General features: G+C 49.0%; 14 protein-coding genes. 2 read left to right on the top strand and 12 right to left on the bottom strand.

Annotated features, from left to right (window positions below; translation table 11 throughout):
- Positions 1-38: 38 nt before the first annotated feature.
- The 6 genes from ACZMIG_RS07325 to ACZMIG_RS07300 all read right to left on the bottom strand — a co-directional run bounded on the left by ACZMIG_RS07325 (position 39) and on the right by ACZMIG_RS07300 (position 2,860).
- Positions 39-497: a hypothetical protein gene (locus tag ACZMIG_RS07325; protein ID WP_487889387.1), complete on the bottom strand. Its 459-nt coding sequence runs from the start codon at positions 495-497 to the stop codon at positions 39-41.
- 174 nt (positions 498-671) lie between these two features.
- The gene (locus ACZMIG_RS07320) at positions 672-1,268 is read right to left on the bottom strand and encodes a hypothetical protein (RefSeq protein ID WP_053398937.1); all 597 of its coding nucleotides are present in this window, start codon (positions 1,266-1,268) and stop codon (positions 672-674) included.
- Positions 1,269-1,311: 43 nt separating this feature from the next.
- Positions 1,312-1,569 (bottom strand): hypothetical protein, encoded by a 258-nt coding sequence (locus tag ACZMIG_RS07315; RefSeq protein WP_021853682.1) that lies wholly within the window; start codon positions 1,567-1,569, stop codon positions 1,312-1,314.
- A 123-nt stretch (positions 1,570-1,692) separates the two neighbouring features.
- Positions 1,693-1,950: a hypothetical protein gene (locus ACZMIG_RS07310; RefSeq protein WP_482682876.1), complete on the bottom strand. Its 258-nt coding sequence runs from the start codon at positions 1,948-1,950 to the stop codon at positions 1,693-1,695.
- 104 nt (positions 1,951-2,054) lie between these two features.
- Entirely contained in the window at positions 2,055-2,537 is a 483-nt protein-coding gene (locus ACZMIG_RS07305; protein WP_418874098.1) for a hypothetical protein, read from the bottom strand.
- A gap of 146 nt (positions 2,538-2,683) precedes the next feature.
- Positions 2,684-2,860, bottom strand: a complete 177-nt coding sequence (locus tag ACZMIG_RS07300; RefSeq protein WP_487889386.1) for a hypothetical protein — start codon at positions 2,858-2,860, stop codon at positions 2,684-2,686.
- A 369-nt stretch (positions 2,861-3,229) separates the two neighbouring features.
- Between ACZMIG_RS07300 and ACZMIG_RS07295 the strand changes: the two genes are divergently transcribed.
- A complete protein-coding gene (locus tag ACZMIG_RS07295) occupies positions 3,230-4,816 on the top strand; it encodes a tetratricopeptide repeat protein (protein WP_487889385.1) in 1,587 nt (528 codons plus the stop codon).
- Positions 4,817-5,013: 197 nt separating this feature from the next.
- On the opposite strand, the gene ACZMIG_RS07290 is transcribed toward ACZMIG_RS07295, so the two are convergent.
- The 6 genes from ACZMIG_RS07290 to ACZMIG_RS07265 all read right to left on the bottom strand — a co-directional run bounded on the left by ACZMIG_RS07290 (position 5,014) and on the right by ACZMIG_RS07265 (position 15,184).
- Positions 5,014-5,535, bottom strand: coding sequence for a ferritin (locus ACZMIG_RS07290; protein WP_021853677.1), 522 nt, complete (start codon positions 5,533-5,535; stop codon positions 5,014-5,016).
- Positions 5,536-6,501: 966 nt separating this feature from the next.
- Positions 6,502-7,851, bottom strand: coding sequence for a hypothetical protein (locus ACZMIG_RS07285; protein ID WP_487889384.1), 1,350 nt, complete (start codon positions 7,849-7,851; stop codon positions 6,502-6,504).
- On the bottom strand, positions 7,848-8,345 hold the full coding sequence (locus ACZMIG_RS07280) for a hypothetical protein (RefSeq protein ID WP_021853674.1): 498 nt from the start codon (positions 8,343-8,345) through the stop codon (positions 7,848-7,850). The genes ACZMIG_RS07285 and ACZMIG_RS07280 overlap by 4 nt, the downstream gene beginning before the upstream one ends.
- A 338-nt stretch (positions 8,346-8,683) precedes the next feature.
- Positions 8,684-9,604 (bottom strand): helix-turn-helix domain-containing protein, encoded by a 921-nt coding sequence (locus ACZMIG_RS07275; protein ID WP_487889383.1) that lies wholly within the window; start codon positions 9,602-9,604, stop codon positions 8,684-8,686.
- The gene (locus ACZMIG_RS07270; RefSeq protein WP_487889382.1) at positions 9,604-10,380 is read right to left on the bottom strand and encodes a hypothetical protein; all 777 of its coding nucleotides are present in this window, start codon (positions 10,378-10,380) and stop codon (positions 9,604-9,606) included. The genes ACZMIG_RS07275 and ACZMIG_RS07270 overlap by 1 nt, the downstream gene beginning before the upstream one ends.
- A 448-nt stretch (positions 10,381-10,828) precedes the next feature.
- Positions 10,829-15,184: a CHAT domain-containing protein gene (locus tag ACZMIG_RS07265; protein WP_487889381.1), complete on the bottom strand. Its 4,356-nt coding sequence runs from the start codon at positions 15,182-15,184 to the stop codon at positions 10,829-10,831.
- 416 nt (positions 15,185-15,600) lie between these two features.
- Here ACZMIG_RS07265 and rnr point away from each other — a divergent pair, with 416 nt between their 5' ends.
- On the top strand, positions 15,601-17,802 hold the full coding sequence (gene rnr, locus ACZMIG_RS07260; RefSeq protein WP_021853671.1) for a ribonuclease R: 2,202 nt from the start codon (positions 15,601-15,603) through the stop codon (positions 17,800-17,802).
- Positions 17,803-18,221: the final 419 nt, after the last annotated feature.

The following is an 18,221-nucleotide window of genomic DNA, read 5'->3' as shown; positions in this document are numbered from 1 at the left end:
GGCTCTTGGCGTAGATGTGCTGATGTGGCCTGTAGGTGCTATCCGGCGTATGTGAAATAAAGCATCAGGGCACCGAACAGCAGCCACAGCACATTGAACACAATGTCTGACATTCGCCTGTCGGGCTTTCTCTTAGTCAGTGTAAGCAGCCCCATAAGGCCCCTTGCTGCAAACAAGGCATAGACCATTGCCCCAAGCGTGGCGTTGTCCCGGTACATTGTCTCAGCCATAACAAAGAGCAGGATTACCAAAAACGAAAAGCATCTGAACACCTTGACATACGCATTTGGCTCTTCTGCGTCTTTGTCTTCCTCATTTTTTACTTTATTAACCATATTCAGCGCTACTGTAATCACTGCCAGAATAAGAAAGAAGTAAAACGCTGACGAGTCAAATCCAACAATCAGCCCTATAGCTATCGGAAATAAAAATATCGAGTAACTGCCCAGTGCGTCTTTTGTCCTGCCGGCAGCGCAGCACATATGTAATGGTATCATATATAATCTCCTTTTTCTTTTTTAATCATCTAATCTGAACGTAAACACATGATGCAGACCTTTTGCCACGGCCTACGCTGCCCGTTCGCGCCGCCATACCTGCTTATCTATGCCGGCATTGTTATTCATGCCGGCGCATTATTAATGCGTTATACCTGATAAATGCACGCTGCGTCATCTGCCGCCGCGCATCAGCGCGACAAGATATACGGCAAGCGAGGCCACGAGCACGGCTACGGCAAGCAGCACAGCCCACAGCCATGACACATTAAGCGTAAGCTGCCAGAACTTTACGGCAGAGGCCATAAACGCAACTCCCGACACCATGTCGGCCGTGTCGTTGCCAAAGTCTTTCTTCTTGTGCATACTTGTCATGATAAACGCGAGCGAGCCAAGCGCCACTACTGCGCTCGCCGACACCATAAACCAGCGGCCTGAGGCCAAGCCCACGGCATCTATAATGCCTATAGCCGACCCCATGCACGCAAGCAGCAACAGTCCGTTGTAAAGCCGCCCGGCTGATTTTCTCAACATTCTGTATACAAGGGCTACGGCAGAAACCGCAAATGCCGCCAAATAGAAATATGACGAAGGCATGCCCAGCGTTACGGCCGCAACCTTTAACAGCTTGTATGCGGCAAAAAAGAACACCAGTTCCAGGCATAAGTCCATGCTGTCGTGGCTAACCTTCTTGCGCCGTCTTGCCACAAACGCCGCCACAGACAGCACCACGGCGACGCCAAGACCTGCGATTAAACTTAAATTGCTCATATTATGTTTCCATATTTCATTTCTGTAAATCTCTTTGTCTGCCTTATTCGATGTACGTAGCCCCAAGCGCCAATCCGCCTAACAGCAGCAAAATCACATTGAACGTAATGTCTAATATGCGCCAGTCGGGCTTCCGCTTTTTAAACGTAAGCAGACCTATAACTCCTTCCGCAACAACCAAGATATAGACGATTGTATAAAGCGTGTCGTTGTCATGGAACGCAAATCTTACAACTAAGAAGAATATCAATACTATAGACGAAAACCATTCGTAAAGCCTGGCAAGTGTCTTTTTATTCATAACATTTCTGTTTAATGTGTTAATAACGATTTTAGGTAAAACACATCCGCCTGCGGTTGTGTCTACCTTTAAATTCTATTGTGCCGTTAAGTCTTTTGCATTTGCATGCTCCCTTCGTCTGCCTTATTCGATGTATATTGAATAAAGCATCACTGCACTGTACAGCAGCAACAGCACATTGAACACAATGTCGAATATGCGCCAGTCTGGTTTCCGCTTTTTCAACGTAAGCAGTCCGATAAGTCCTATTGCTGCGAACAAGACATAGGCGATTGTATTAAACATAGTGTTGCCCCGGTACGTGAGATCGAATATCAAGAATAAGCCGAATATTAAAAGCGTAAACCATTCGTACAACTGAGCAAATCTGATTTTATTCATAATTATATCTGTTTAAGGTGTTAATACATAACTTTGGGCAGGAACATCTCCGCCTGCGGTTGCGTCAATCATTAATTTTCATGGTGCCGTTAAGTCTCCGGCCTTTACGCGCCATAAGGCTGCACTGAATTCTTTTTCTCTGAAACAAACAAAGGGATAGCCTCCTCAACAGCGTCTTTTACCGACTGGATAGTGCCTATGAAGCGTTTCTTCACCTTGCCTTTTTCCAGAAGGATTATCTGCGGATATGTTTCCTGTTCTACCAATTTTGATATAAGATGTCTTGCGTTCGGTATCAGTTCCCATCCTTTCAGCGTAACATCTCTGTCAGGAAATTGTGTCTTCAGCTTGTCTATGGTCTTTTGCTTCGACTCGCTTAATGCCACCATCTGTATATCGTCAGAATACTTGTCTGCAAGGGAATTAAACCAGCCTGTATTCACAATGCAATAGCCGCATTGGGCAGAAGTTATAAGAACGATGCAATAATCATCATACTTCACCTGTCTTGCCTGTCCGTATGCATGGGAAACAGCGTACACGGATAAGATACAGACTACAAATAACGTCAGCAAAAATCTTTTCATAAGTATATGATTTAGTCAAGCAACATTTTTATGTCCACAGAATCAGAGTTCCTGAAGTCTACAAGTTTTTCAAAAGGCAAATCTACAAAATTATTTCCATGTTTCCTAATATTCGCGCCATTTTCGTGCATAATTATTCTAATCCGCTACATAACGACGATGCAGCCCAGCGTGTAAGAAACCTCCATGTGCTTGTTTGAACTGCCGTACATCGACAAGTGTGTCGACACTTCCGACCAGATGTCTTTCTTTACTTGCCCCCTTGCACACAAGCAAAAGCACATTCCCAACGTCATGCCGATGATAAATATTATTCTTCTCATAACCAATGTTTTTTTTATTATTAAAAATTTAACCTGCAACAATTCAACATCCTATCCGCCGGCGCAGCCGATAAATCTCAAAAATAACTTTGACAAATTCTTTTTCTTCGACTCATTCTGCCTCCGTCGCTTTTGTAAAGTTATAAAACGCAAAGCCATACTGCCAAACTTTAATCCATATTTTTTCTGAGCGCGTCACATTTTGATTTAGTATTTAAATCTCTGATTATCAATGCCGTACATATAGAAATGCAACAAATTGAAACACAAAAATGTGACGCTTTACGGCGTTGTCGACGAGCAAAAACGCATAAAAACTTGCACATAACAGAATTAATCAATAACTTTGAGCATCTGAAAAGCCACAACATGAAACACATTTTGACTATAATATTTCTTATCGTAACAATCGCTGCATGCCAAAGACACGGCAATGTATATGATTGTCTTGTAAACGCAGACAGCCTTATCGACAAAAATAGGGACAGCGCAGCAATAAGACAACTTTTGACAATCAACAAAAGCGATTTGAAAACAGATGAAGAACGGGCATACTATGGTCTGTTGCACGACATGGCAACATACAGGCTCAGGATTCCTGTTGAATCAGACTCCGGCATAACCTATAGCGTAGCATATTACAGAAAAACGGCCAACAAATATAATCTGGCAAGAGCCTTATATTATAAAGGTATGATTTCTTTTAGGAATAATAATATAAATGTTGCCTTAACTTGTCTGAAAGAAGCCGAACATCTTGCGTTAAAAGTAAATGATGCAAAATTATTAAGCAGGATTTATGCCAATCTTGGCGCAATAAATACTTCTATTGGCAATCAAAACACGGCTCTACATTATGAAAAGAAAGCACTGGCACTTGCCGAAAAGCGCAAAGACTGGGCTTTGACTTGCCTGATTTTGGATAAAATTGGAAATATTTGCACTTCACTTAATATGCTTGACAGTGGTGCATATTATACAGAAAAATCAATACCTCTTGTTAAATATTTAAGAGAGGAAGAAAAAGTTGATGTTCTTACAGACATCAGTGCCGAATTCTCTAACCAGGGGAAATTGAGCAAAGCAGAGAAATACGCCAAAATGTCTTTATCAATAAAGCCCACGTCATACGCTTACTTTATTCTCGGCAACATATATATTGAACAAGGAAAAGAGAGCGAAGCGTTTGAACTGTGGAACAGGGCAATGAGCAAAGGCAGCCCTATAGTGAGGGCAGAAGTTATGTCGTGGATGGCAGACGTTAAAAAAGAACAGGGAGAATATCGCGAGGCTGCCGAACTGATAGAAAAGTCGAAGGCGATGAAAGACAGCATTGAGCAAAGCAAAAACACGGAAAAGATGCTGAGCCTGCAAAACGAAATAGACAAGGCAGAGGCCGCGCGGCAGGCCGACATGAAGCTGAAGACGGCGGCTGTGGCGGCAACGGTGGCAGTGGCGGCACTCGCGCTGCTGCTGGTGGTTCACCGAAGAAAGATAAACCGAAGCAAAAAACGGCTCGGCGAGATTGAGCGGCTAACCGACAGATACAGAAAGGAGATAGACGAGCTGAGCCTGTCGAAAGACGAGAATGAGAGAAAGATTGGCAGCCTGAGCCGCAAGCTCGACACGCTCAGGGAGCAGAGAGCGGCAATAATAGGACTGGGACAAAGGCGATATGAGGAGATTATCGGCGGAGGAAACACGGCCGAATGGAAGAAAGCCGACTTTGAGGCAGCCGTTGAATACGGCCGAACGCTGATGCCCGACGACATAGCCGCCATAGAGAAGAGCCACAGGCGGCTGACGCCATACAACACGTTTTTCCTTATGCTGCCCCTCGCCGGCCTGTCCGACAGCGATATCCAGCGTGCCATGAACATGACGGCGGGCGCCGTAAGGACGATGAAATACAGGTTGAGGAGAAGCCCCCTCAACTCCCCCCGTGGGGGAGCTTAGGTTTGCCTTGAGGGTAAATATGGCTTGTCTTGTCCTTGCAAGCTGGCTTTGCTGTGGCTGTGTGTCAGCTCAGTGTCTGCGAGTGGTGGTTATATGGCGATGCAAGTCTTGGCAAACCGGCAAGAAAAAGCCGGAGAACAAGTTTATTCTCCGGCTTCCCCTGATTGTTTTTATTAAGATACCTGCTCTAAATTTAATTAGAGAGAACCATTCAACGGTGCGGCCTGTGTGTAAGTTCTTGCTCCGAGCTCCTTGTCGAGCATGTATATGCCGTATCCGTTATCTTTAATCATCTTTATGTTGTCTATAATGGTCTGAGCTGTTTCTTCCTCCTCAACCTGCTCGTCGATAAACCACTTCAGCATGCTCTGCGTAGCAAAGTCGTTCTGCTCGTGTGTCAGCGCATACAGGTCGTTGATCATGCCCGTAACCTTCTGCTCGTGCTTCAGCGTGCTCTTGAACACATCGAGAATAGAGTCCCATTTTGTCGGAACCTCGTCGATGGCCTTCAGCTCCACGCGTCCGTTGCGAGAGTTGATGTAGTTAAACAGAATCTTGGCGTGGTCTTGTTCTTCCTGAAACTGCACCTCAAACCATTTTGCCATACCCGGCTGGCCTTCTGCGTGGCAATAGGCAGCCATAGACAAATACAAATATGCCGACCACATCTCGGCATTAATCTGCGCATTGAGCGCCTCTTCAACCTTCTTATTCAACATAATTCCTACTTTTTTATTTTTAATAGTTCTGTTTTTCATTTCTCGGATATAGTGAAAGGCGAATGCATTGCAAAAACAAAAACTTTGTTCCTGATTTTGTATTGCTGAGCCGCATCCTATATATTGCAAATATAGGAAAAATAAATCATACGGCAAGCTATGCTGTATATTTATTATTTTTTTTTAGCATTATTGCAGTTTTTGCTGTCATCATGCAATGCCGCTCCGGAAGTAGCGGCAGACTGCCTGCAACAGAAAACTTTTTTATTTTGACGCTCTCAGAATGCCGCTTTTCTGCGCCGGTCTTGCTTTTTGCCCGAAAAACGCAGAAAACGGGCCTTTCTGTCAACGTGCTGATATATAGGCATTTATGCCGGTTTAAGAGTGAAGACGTGTGTGTTAAAAAACATTACTCGGCCACTTAGCATGCTTAAACGATAGGTTTAGCAATGAAAAGTGGCACTGTTTGCAGTGCAAAACCTGCGGTTTTAATCTCCGAAACAGGCATTTCGGGCATGAAAAAGCAGCGTAAAAGCAAACGTATGTTAAACAGATGGCCTCATGCAGCCCGTCTGTTTAACATACGTTATATATCGGATTTCTATTTCACAGAAAACTCTATACATAAATTTTGTAAAGAGTTTTCTGTGGTGACAATGCCTGCCAGACATGCAGTTTGTGGGGTAAGTCATATTGATGAAACCCGGATAAGATGCCAAATAAGTCCATTATGGCAGAAGTGATATTCATCGCATGCGGCCTTGCCATGCAGGTCTGTCATAATTCTGCGGTTGTCGTAGAATCATGGTCTTGCCGGCTCGGCCGGCATTTATGGCCTTGCAGTAAAGCCATATTATGCGTTGGCACGTTTCCGCGTATCACGCTGCTATGCCGTATAGGCAATGATGCTGTATTTTATGTCATGTGTCGGTATGGGCATGCCCGGCAGGCTTCATGAGTGGGCAATCACTTGCAGACCGCTCTTACGGGACATCCGCTGAAGCGGTTGCCTGGCATAAGGCTTGTGGCATAGTCGCGGTATCCCACAAACTGGTAGGCCTGGTCGCTTGTGCTGCTTGGCATGTTTGCAGTCCAGTAATAGAAGCTGATGCCGTTGCCGGAAATGTCCTCGTTGATGTATATTCCGGCAGCAGGCAGGAATATGCTGTTGTTGTTAGACGCCGTAACGAGATATCCGTTTACGCCGTTCTGTGTGGTCCATGTCCATGTGCAATATTGCATCAGCTCTCCATACTGCTCAAGGGTAGGTGTGGTCCAGTTTTCGCCCAGCTCGTGCGCTGCCATGTCATAGCCTGAGCCTTGTATGTCGTACACGTTGACGGTGTCGTTCATTTCTTCTGCAACGTTATAGTAAATCGACTCGCGCTGTTCGCCAACAGGCTCAAAAGTCTGTGTAGCAGCATCGTAGAAAGAATAGTTCTCCTTGCTGTATGTGTTTTTCACTTCAACTTCAGCCCATGCATAGATGTTGCCGGCCTTTTCGGGCGATGTGGCTCCTATGTTCATGTTTGCCCACTTGGTTCCGCTTGGCAGGGCCATGTCTACGGCTTCAAACTTCTTTGTCTCCATATAGTTGCCTATAACCGGGCGTATGCCGTATCCATAGTATCTGTATGCACAGGCGTCGGGGTCTAAAGAGTCTTCCATGTCCTCGCCCGGGGCGATGAACAGTGCATAGCCTAAGTATTCGGGATCTTTGTATCTTGATGAAGACCAATAGTTGCCTATTACGCCTACCGACTGAATGTGGTCTGTTATGACGCCGTTGAACGGTATGAATATGCTGTTGCCGTTCTTTCCTGTCACTTTATAGCCCCTCATGCCGTCTTCTTCGGTCAGTGTCCATGTGCAGTATTCGGCAAGCTCCTTATACTGTGCGCATGAAGGTGTGCGCCACTGTCCGCCCCATTTTACGTGAGCAACGTCAATGTCCGTATTGCCGAAGTCTAAGGAGTCGCCTTCCCATTTAATCCAGACCTCGTTGTCGTAATCGTACAGAGTGTAGTTCTCCCATGAATACAGGGTGTGAGTCTCTGTCTCTCCCCATCCGTAATAGTTGCCCGGCTCCGAAGGCTTGCTGGCGCCCACGTTGAAGTCGGCCCATAGGGTGCCGCTCGGCAGTCCGAGGTCAACAGGAGTGCCGACAGGCATATCTTCCTCAAATGTTATCTGCTTTACGTCGGCTGTTGGATATTTTGCTACTGTGCCGTCATTAAGTTCCACGCGCATCACGTTTTGTGCTGAAGCGGTAATACTAACGATTATTCCGATTAATAGTATGATAGATTTTTTCATTTTCTTGCTATTTTAATTGTTGAACGTCCTGCTTTTATGATATAAATGCCCCTCTCCATTCCGTTTAGCGAAATGTCAAGCGAGCCTGACTCCGGGATTGTGTATTGGCTGATAAGAACTCCGTTTACCTGATAGAGGTACACTTTCATCCCTTTCCCGAAACCTGATAGCTGCGCTCCGTCAGCATTGACGGTTATGCGGCCTTGCTGCTCTTCAGACAGGGTCTGCTTTATGTCTGTAGCCTGCTTGTCTATGGTTATCCTGTCTATGTCGGCCCGTGCCACTTCTATGTTCACGTCGGTGGCGGTAAGTATCAGGTTTTCTTCATTGTAAGTGATAACCGGTTTGCTTGACAGCAGATAACAAGTTTTTTCACCGTTTGTGTACCACAGTACGACAGACTCGTCCCCCGTGTCGCCTGCATGGCAGATATGGCTGTACGAGAACAGGGCTATCGCCACGAAAAGCAATTTGATTTTCTTAAAATGTTTCATACACTTGCGTTTTTTTTAATTAATTCAGATGGAAATAAAATTCCAGAGACAATGGCCAATCGTCTGCGCAAATTTAATTTGGAATAAGATTTAAGAATGAAGAAAAAAGTGCTGAAAAAGCGCAAAATCACGATTTTGCGCTTAAATTATGCGTTATTTTCCCGTTTTTAGGTGAAAAACGGCAGAATAACGTTATTGTATTGCAAGCTGATCGTCTGCTTCGGCTGCAGTTTTTGTCTGTTCGTTTTTCTGCATAATACAGTCAGCTGCGTAAGAAATCCTGTAGCTGACTTTCAATAAAACATCTCTGTCTGTAAGCCTGCTTTATGTCCGCAGGCCTATGCCTGCTCGGCTGCCCTGTTCTTCTTGTCGGCCAGCTGCTGATATTTTGACGGGAACAGGCCCGTAACCTTCTTGAAGGCAGTTCTGAAGCTGTTAACCGACTTAAAGCCCACGCTGTTGGCTATAGCTTCCAAGGTCATGTTTCCGTAGTTGTCTCTGTCGCTTATGCGCTTGCAGGCTTCCTTTATTCTATATTCGTTTATAAACGTGTTGAAGTTGTTGCCCGTAAGCTGATTTATCACCTGCGACACGTTTTTGGGCTGCTCGTTCACCATCTGTGCAAGCCTGTTCAGGTTAAATTCATAAGAAAACACTTCAGAGCTTGTGTCAAGCACGGTTCTTATTTCCGACATGAGCGCATAGCTCTTCGACTCATTGATGGGATTGCCCTGATATTTTCTCGAAGGCGCATCGGCTCCTATTCCGGCCCTGTCGAGCCGTTCCTGCCTTTCGCGCTGTTCCTGTTCAAGTATCTCCTGGTTTTTGTTGAACAGCATCTCGTTGTTTATCCGCAGGGCCTTATTGCGCCGGTAAAGCTCCACCAGAAGCACCAGTATTATCACCACGACAACGGCGCATAGACCTATTATGTAGTTCTTTATGGTGTTCATCATGTCGGCCCTCGTGATCTGCTCGTCGAGCTTGTTGATCTGGCTTAGAAACTGTATGTCCTTTACGCTTGCCAGCTGCTGATAGTTGAGCAGCGTGTCCTTCAGCTGATAGAACTTGTTATGGTAAGTATTTGACCTTTCGGCTAGTCCTGCCTTGCTGTAGTATCCTGCAAGCAGCTCGTAGCATTGCAGCTTGCTGTCTTTAAGGTCAAATTTGTAGCTCAGGTCAAGTGCCTTCATGGTGTATTCGGCAGCCTCTTCGTATTTTTTCTGACAGGCAAGCGTTCCGCCGATGTTTACAAACATTAGTATTCGGTTGCGGATATAGTCTCTTTCTTCGCTTGTATGTGGATATTGCTCCTTGAAGTATTGCAAGGCCCTGTCGTAGTCGTTGTGTTCCTTTGCAATGACGCCTTTATAAAGGAGAGATGTGTATTTAAAAAGATTTGCAGGATGTAGAGATTCAGTTGCCGCAAACTGTTTCCATTCTCCGGCAAGGCTGTCCGTGCAGTGAAGCGCGCACATACGGTGACCATATTGCCGAAGCTGTTGATTATTCCATTGGAGTCTTTCTGGCGCAGACCTTCTCTGAAGGCAATGCGGTAAGCGTCAAGAGCCTTCCTCATCAGCTTTTCGTCTTTGCCTTCTTCCGCCAGGGTCTGATAGAAGCAGCCTAAGTTTAGCTGTATTTGGGTCTCGCTGTGATTAATCTCATTGGCTATGTGCTGTGCGGTGATCAGCGCATCATAAGATTTGGCATAGTCGAAATACGTAAAGAAGCGGATATACCATAATCCGTTGTAGGCGCTTATAACCTTTATCTTGTCCTCGTCGGTCATGTTCTTGTTATATCTGTGCGTGACAATAGTCAGGCAGAGCATGGCACTGTCGGTGTTTACCCCGTTTACGAGGTATTTTTCGGCCTTTTTGAGGAGGACGGAGCTTGACAGTTTTGAATAGGAGCTGTAATTCCTTAATGAATTGTTGCTGCCCTGTGGCGCTGCTTCTGCAAACGGCATTATTGCCATAAGCATGATAAAAATGAAAATGCTTTTAAGCGGCTTGATGTTTTTCGTATTCATTGTCTGTCTTTATATAGTCATTTGTAGGTTCTGATTAACTCTGTCCACATATCCGTGTTATGCCTGTTTCCTGTTAAGGCTGAGGAGATGCCTGAATGCATGTCCTCGCTTTTTATGTCTGTTCTCTTTTTGTCTTGTTGTGTCAGACAACAGAATAATGGTATTGTTGTTACAACTAAAACCGGCAGAGCGCCCCCGGACAGGGCAGGCTTCTTGGGCGTGGCTTATAAAGGCGTTTTATGTAATTACCGATATATGTTGTAAAATTACTAAAAATTTTCTTTGTATACAAGAAATGCATTTATTTTCAACTCCTAATCCTTGCGGGCACGGCATGAAGCCTGCCGGTTTGTCAGGTTCGTTGTGTTTGGCCGTAAAAGTTTACGGCCGTTGTTCACCTTTAATATTATTGTCTGACAGCATATAAGTTGCTTCTTTGCAACGCTGCCTACTCGGCGTCGAGCAGTACGAATGCAGCCCAGAAGAACGGGCTGGGGTGGGTGGCGCGCAGGTTGGCAACGGCCTGGCTGAAAGCCTCGTGCTTGGAGCGGCCGCCGAGCCACAGGCGATAGAAGTCTTGCATGAAGAGCGACGTGGCGCGGTCGTTGACGTTCCATAGCGACAGAATCATCGACCTTACGCCTGCCTCCTTAAATCCGCGCTGCAGTCCGTAGACGCCCTCAAGGCTGTAGTCGCCGAGTGCCGTCTCGCATGCCGAGAGCACCACGAGGTCAGTGCGGCTAAGGTCGAGCATAGACAGCTCGTTGGCCGTCATGATGCCGTCGTTGCCGTCGGGCTTCTTTTCGCCCATCCATGTGGCGTTGGCTCCGGCAAAGGCCAGTCCGCTGCGCTGCATTGAGTGATAGCGTCCGCCGGGGTGATTCTTCAGGAAGGCGTTGCTTTCAACGTTTTTCTCGCTGATGTAGAAGCCGTGCGTGGCCAGGTGTATTATGCCCGGGCTGTTGCCGTCGAGCGCGTAGAAGTTGGCCTCGGTGGCGTTGTCGCCCATATATTTGTCTATGGCTATGCCTCCGGCAGTCATGTTTTCGGCAATGGTGTCGGTCTCTGCCCGTGTTTCGGTCAGGTCGGCAAAGGCCACCGACAAGGCTGCGCGTGAGCCGTCGGCATTTTGTGTCATGCTTTCGGGCATGTTGCCGTAGTTTATTCCGCCGAAGAGCGCTGCCGAGCTTATCTTGCCTGTTCTGCCGCGTGCTGCGAGCAGGGCCGTGGTTGACAGCTGATGAAGGTCGTAGCAGTCAGCCAGACAGCTGTCTGCCGACACAGGCAGTGCGGCGAATGCCACGCGGTTGAGGAATGCCGTGGGCGAATAATACACCGTCTTTATGCCCTCAAGCTCGCCGGCGAGCGGTGCCCATATCAGGTCGTAGAGCTTTGAGCGCCCGTAGGTGTAGAGCCGTCGGGCCCGCGTCTCGGCAGGGAAGTTGTCAACCCTGCTCAGTGTCTCGTAGCATTCGGCGGCGTTACACAGCCTTACATACCGCGGCCGTTCACAGCCTGGGCGCACCACGAGCGCCATGAGCGAGCTGTCGCCCAGCACAAACTCCACTGCCGCCTCCTTATCTTTCAGACTGCTTCTGACATCCTGCCACGACACCACGCGCATGGTGTCGGCACGAAACTTCACGGTCTGTCTTGACAGCCATTTCTCCAGTCTGTCTATGCTGCGCTGCATCTTGGCGTGTGCCCACGATGATGCCGAGTCGGTCATGTCCATGCTCATGGCCCTCTTCTGCTTGTTCAGCATGTCGAGCGTGTCGAGCTTGGCAGCAAGCGCCTTGTCGCCAGAGCGCAGGATGGAGCGGCGCAGCCTCTCCCACGAGTGCAGCAGCAGACCCTTGTCAAACAGGGCTGCGTTGTATACGTCGGCAGCAAGCTCTGCGGGGCGGCGCGACAGCATGTCGTTGAGGCGTATGCCCGTGTTGCCGTATGAGTTAAGAAACTCGGCGCGCTCGTTAGACGACATGAAGTCGAAGTTGGCAAGCACATACGAGCGTATGCGCCCTGCCTGTGCCACGGCAGTCTCAACGGCCTCGTCGTCGTGGTGCAGCGTGTTGGCAAGGAAGGCCATCCTGTCGCCAATCTGAAGCTTCTCGAACGTGCTGAACCTGTCGATGTGCTGACAGCACCGCTGCGTATGTTCGTATGCCTTCTGCCAGTTGCTCTCCCTGATGTAATATTCGGCCATGGCATTGTCTGCCTGCCAGGGTGTACCGCTTGCGGTGTATGCCTCTGCCATGAGGTTAAGGTAGTGCAGCTCAAGCTGCTTGTCGGCTTCCACCTTGCCATACCACTTCATAAGACTGCTGACTATGCTCAGCCATGTGGGAGTGGCGCGATAGTCGTAAGGCTTGACATATTCGGGAAAGTCTTTCTCTATTTTGTGCATCAGCGGCAAGGCCTGTTCTTTAAACATGCTCATCATCCTGTAGAAAAACTCCTTGCCCTTGCGGTATTCGGCAGCCTTTTCTGCAGTCTTGCCATATTCTTCCGCGCTGCTGTCCATTTGAGTCTTGCCTTCGGCCGCGGCGTCGAGCGCCACGGTAAGTATGCGCAGTGCGTAGTTGTAAAGTATGTCGGGCGACTGTCCGGTGCGTTCATACACAGACGCTATTATGGGTATCTGCTCCATCACGGCAGGCAGATACTGCAGCAGGTCGTTGGGCGTGCGCCAGTTGATGATGATAAACCTGTTCCACAGAGCTTCAAGATAGAGGGCCGACTCCTGCAGTCCGGCAGCCTCGATGGCAGCTATGTTCTGCTCGTTGAAAAGTTCGGCCTCGTGGTCGTTGCCCTGAAAGAAATAGAGGCTGAACAGCTCGTTGTTGAAGTCGAACAGCGTTGCGTCAAGAGGTTCGCACAGCTGCGAGGCCAGTTCCCAGCCCTTGCGCAGCGCCTTCTCTGTCAGGTCGTGACGGTTGAGATAGTTATAGTAGTGAGCCAGAAGCATGTAGCCCCTTACCGTTTCGCTGTTCAGGTCGACGGTGTCAGCCATATACAACTTTTCAGCCTCGCCGAAAACGTCGGCAAGCCGTGCCGTGTCGGTAATATGGGCGTTGAGCATGGACTGGCCGAGCAGCAGGCGCGTGTATGCCCGGTCGTAAGGCAGGTCGCGCAGCGCGTCGAGCTTCAGCAGGGCTTCAAACTGCCGTATGGCTCCGTCATAGTCGCCTATGCTGTTGAGATATAGTCCGTAGTTGAGCAGCGGCATCGTGGGCGGAATGCCTACCTCTGCATAGAGTTTCAGCGTCTTGTCGTATTCGCGCCTTATCGTGTCGGCCGACTGAGAGTAATACTGCGCATATCCCGCCGTCTCGAGCTGTATGTCAGCCGTTATGGGCAGCGCCTTTCCGCCGGTAAGCATGTCGAGGTCGCCGGCCAGTCGGCGTGTTATGGCCAGTGCGTCCTGCGTCCGTCCGTTCCTGTTGCATGCCTGCGCCAGTCGCCGTGCCGCCGCAAACAGCCGCCATGAAGGCTTTAGTCTGCGGTCGAGTGCCATGGCCGTAAGTTCCTGCAGCCTCGATGCCAACGTCGTCACGTCGCTCTTCTCGTATGCCTGCATGAAGCACATCTTGTCCATGATATATTGTCCCGGGTCGTCGGCGTAGGTGGTGCGCGCCGTGGCGTCATATATCTGCTCCATCTTCATTACGTCTGCCACTGACGATGCGCCCGCAGCCATGCCCAGGTTGAGTCCGTAGATTACGGGCAGCGACAGATACGCCCTTGAGCCTGCGCCGTAGTATCCGGCGTAAGGCTCAAGCTCGCCGGCATATTTCCAGTCGAATCGCAGCGGATATCCGTTGGTTGCCGCAATATAGTCGCGTATGGCCTTCATGTCTGTTATCATCGGATGCCCCTGCGGCATCTTGCTTTCGGTTATGGCCACCACGCTGTCGGCAGCCGCCACGAGCGCAGCCCCGTCGCCCGGCATGGCCCCTGCCATCAGGCAGTTTATCCACGGCACCATCGTGTCGGGACTGTCGTTGCCCAGCAGCCGCCTCAATATGGCGAGGCTCTCTCTGTAATAATAAGGCGAGTTGGTTATAATCCCGGTAAATGGGATGATGTCGTAATGTGTGGTGTCGATATCCTTGTCGGCAAACAGCACGCTGTCGGTTGCCTGCTTGAAGTCGTTGTCAAACTCGGTGCGCTCCTTCATTATGGCCAGCATGTGCATCATCTCCGCCTTGTTGACCGTTTCAGGATGACTCTTGTAGAATCTCAGAAAGTCTTTCTCCAGTCCGAATATCTCCCTTATGCGCATCGGGCTTTCGCCTTCAACATAGCTGTAGAGCAGGTGCTGGCGCGCTATCTTGTAAAGCAGTTGTGCCTCTTCGGCCGTGGCTATGCCTTCTACTAGACTTATCGCCCGCTCTATCGTGGGGATACAGGCACTGTCGTAGTATGAGCCCTGCAGGTTGGCAAGGTTGTAGAGCGTGCGCGCCAGCGCCTCGGGACATTCTTCCGAATATCTCTCGGCAGCGTCGGCGCAGGCCTTCAGCGCTGCCATCTTCATGCTGCCTTTCGGGTCAAGACGGTTGGACGCCAGCATGTCTGCATAGTCATTCAGCACAGGAACGAGCCTTGCAGCCGCTCTTATGCGCTCTGTTGAGGCTTGGCTCCTGTCGAGCGAGCTTACGGCGTCGGACGCCTTCATTATCAGCATAGCCTCGTCAGGGGCATCGGTTGCGTCGATGTTTCGGGCATGCAGTACGCAGACTGTTGCCAGGCATATCAGCACGGCGACAGACAGCTTATGAAGATTTATACGGAATGGCATCATGGCATGAAAATCTTTAGTTAGTAAAAAGAGCCGGACCGAAAGACACGGCAAGACAGATAATATCCGCAAATTTATGATTATACGAACGTTTCTTGTGTCGGCAACGCATCGCCAACGTCTTTACAAAGATACGCTTATTTTTTGACAACACGCAAAAAATGCTGCCCCAATATGCCTTGTTTGTGTCCTTAAGGTAGCTGCGGCTGGCAGTTTTAACCGATATGTAACATAAAATTAATTATTTAAGGTGAAATTAATGCTGAAGTAAGAAATTATTTTCGTAACTTCGCACAGAAAGGCTATGCCACGCCTGCACGGCGCAGAACAGCACAGAGCCCTCAGGCAGGGCTGATGCACAGACCGCGCACAGAACCGAGGCTGACGGCAGGCCGGGAATTAAAAAAAAACACAAGATTATGGCAAAAGGAAAAAAATCGACAAAGAGGCTGACCAAGAACAAAATATCGGAGATGCTGCAAAACCTCTTTCTGCAGAACTCAGACAAGACACTAAGTTTCAAAAACATATTCAAGACTCTTAACCTGAAGACTCATCCGGCAAAGATGCTGGCTGTGGACGTGATGGAGGAGATGGCATGGGACGACTTCCTGAGCAAGGTGAGCGACAACTCATACAAACTGAACACCAAGGGACAGGTGCAGGAAGGCCGCTTCATACGCAAGGCCAACGGCAAGAACAGTTTTGTGCCCGACGACGGCGGCAAGCCCGTGTTCGTGGCAGAGCGCAACTCGCTCTTCGCCCTTACCGGCGACCGCGTCAAGGTTACGTTCATGGCGCGCAGGGAGAACCACATCAAGGAGGCTAAGGTTATAGAGATACTTGAGCGTGCGCGCGACACGTTCGTGGGCAAGCTGAGAGTTGAGAAAGACTTTGCCTTCCTTGTTTCGAACAGCGACATATTTGTTCACGACGTCATCATACCGAAGAACAAGCTGAAGGGCGGAAAGAGCAACGACAAGGCACTGGTGAAGGTTACAAAGTGGCCCGACACAGACAACAAGAACATCATAGGCGAGGTGGTTGACATCCTGGGCGAGACCGGCGACAACGATGTTGAGATGAACGCCATACTGGCACAGTATGGTCTGCCGTACAGATATCCCAAGAAGGTTGAGGAGGCTGCCGAGAAGATAAGTGCCGAGATAACCGAGGAAGACTATAAGGAGCGCGAGGACTTCCGCGACGTAACCACGTTCACCATTGACCCGAAGGACGCCAAGGACTTCGACGACGCCTTGTCAATAAAGCCGCTGGGCAAAGACCTTTGGGAGGTTGGCGTACACATTGCCGACGTGTCTCACTATGTTACCGAAGGCTCCATAATAGACAAGGAGGCACAGAAACGTGCCACGAGCGTGTATCTCGTTGACCGCACTATACCTATGCTGCCCGAGCGCCTGTGCAACTTTATATGCTCGCTGCGCCCCGACGAGGAGAAACTGGCTTACAGTGCTGTGTTCAACCTTGACGCTGATGCCAACGTGAAGAGCTGGCGACTGGTTCACACCGTTATCAAGAGTAACCGCCGCTTTGCTTATGAGGAGGTGCAGCAGATCTTGGAAGACAACGGAGTGGTGGAAGGCACGGGCGAGCCCGCACCGCCTGCAGGCAAGGACGGATACAAGGGCGAGTTTGCCACGGAGCTGATAACGCTCGACATGCTGGCAAAGAAGCTGCGTAAGGCGAGATTCAAGAACGGCGCGGTGAAGTTCGACCGCGAGGAACTTCATTTCGACGTTGACGAGAAGGGCAAGCCCACACGCTGCTACTTCAAGAAGTCGAAAGACGCCAACAAGCTCATCGAGGAGTTTATGCTGCTGGCCAACCGCAGCGTGGCCGAGGGCGTGGGCAAGGTGAAGAAGGGGCAGAAGGCAAAGACGCTGCCTTATCGTATACACGACGTGCCCGACCCGACGAAGCTGGAGCGTCTGCGCGAGTTTATCGTGAAGTTCGGCTACAAGCTGAAGACAGAAGGCACCAAGGGCGAGATATCGCGCAGCCTGAACAAGCTGATGGACGACTGCAACGGCCGCCGCGAGCAGAACGTGATAGAGAGCGTTGCGCTGAGGGCAATGATGAAGGCTAAATACAGCGTGCACAACATCGGCCACTACGGACTGGCTTTCGAATATTACACCCACTTTACAAGCCCTATCCGCCGCTATCCCGACACGATGGTTCACCGCCTGCTCACACGCTATCAGAACGGTGGACGCAGCGCAAACAAAGAGTATTATGAGGAACTGTGCGAACACTCGAGCGACATGGAGCAGATAGCACAGAACGCCGAGCGCGACTCTATAAAGTATAAGATGGTTGAGTTTATGGCCGACAAGATAGGCAACGAATATCCTGCCCACATCAGCGGCATAACGTCTTACGGCATTTACTGCGAGATAGACGAGAACCACTGCGAAGGCATGGTGCCCATGCACGACTTGGACGACGACTACTACGACTTCGATGAGCGCAACTATTGTCTCGTTGGCCGCCGTCATCACAACAAATATCAGCTGGGCGACCCGATAAAAATCAAGGTGGCACGCGCCAACGTTGAGAAGCGCCAGCTCGATTTCACACTGGCTGAAGAACAATAAAAATACAGCTGTGGCAACTGCAAATGCCGGCATGAAGCATCAAGGCTCATACCGGCATTTGTTATATCATAACAGCCAGAAAATGTATGATAACCCCTGTTATGGGCTTGTCAAGGTTACAGATTGTAACTTGTTGATGATAAAACGGCATATACGGCGTTTTTTGTCTGACTTATGCGGCCGGTTTTTATGGCTTCGTGTATAACGGCGTTTCAGATTAAAAGCAAAGTTTTATCCTATTTGTTGTAATGTCGCCTTTTGTTGGCACGCAGATGATTATATGCAGAAAAACAGATACTTATGGCAACTCATGCCGGTAGATAGCCTCAGGATTGATGTGCAGATGAATCTGTCGTTGATGGCATGCTGTAGAGCTACACCTTATTATATTATAATAGGCAGCGCTGACAGCCTGCTTT

Source organism: Xylanibacter sp., assembly GCF_057607445.1.
This window is presented reverse-complemented; position numbering and strand designations above follow the sequence as displayed.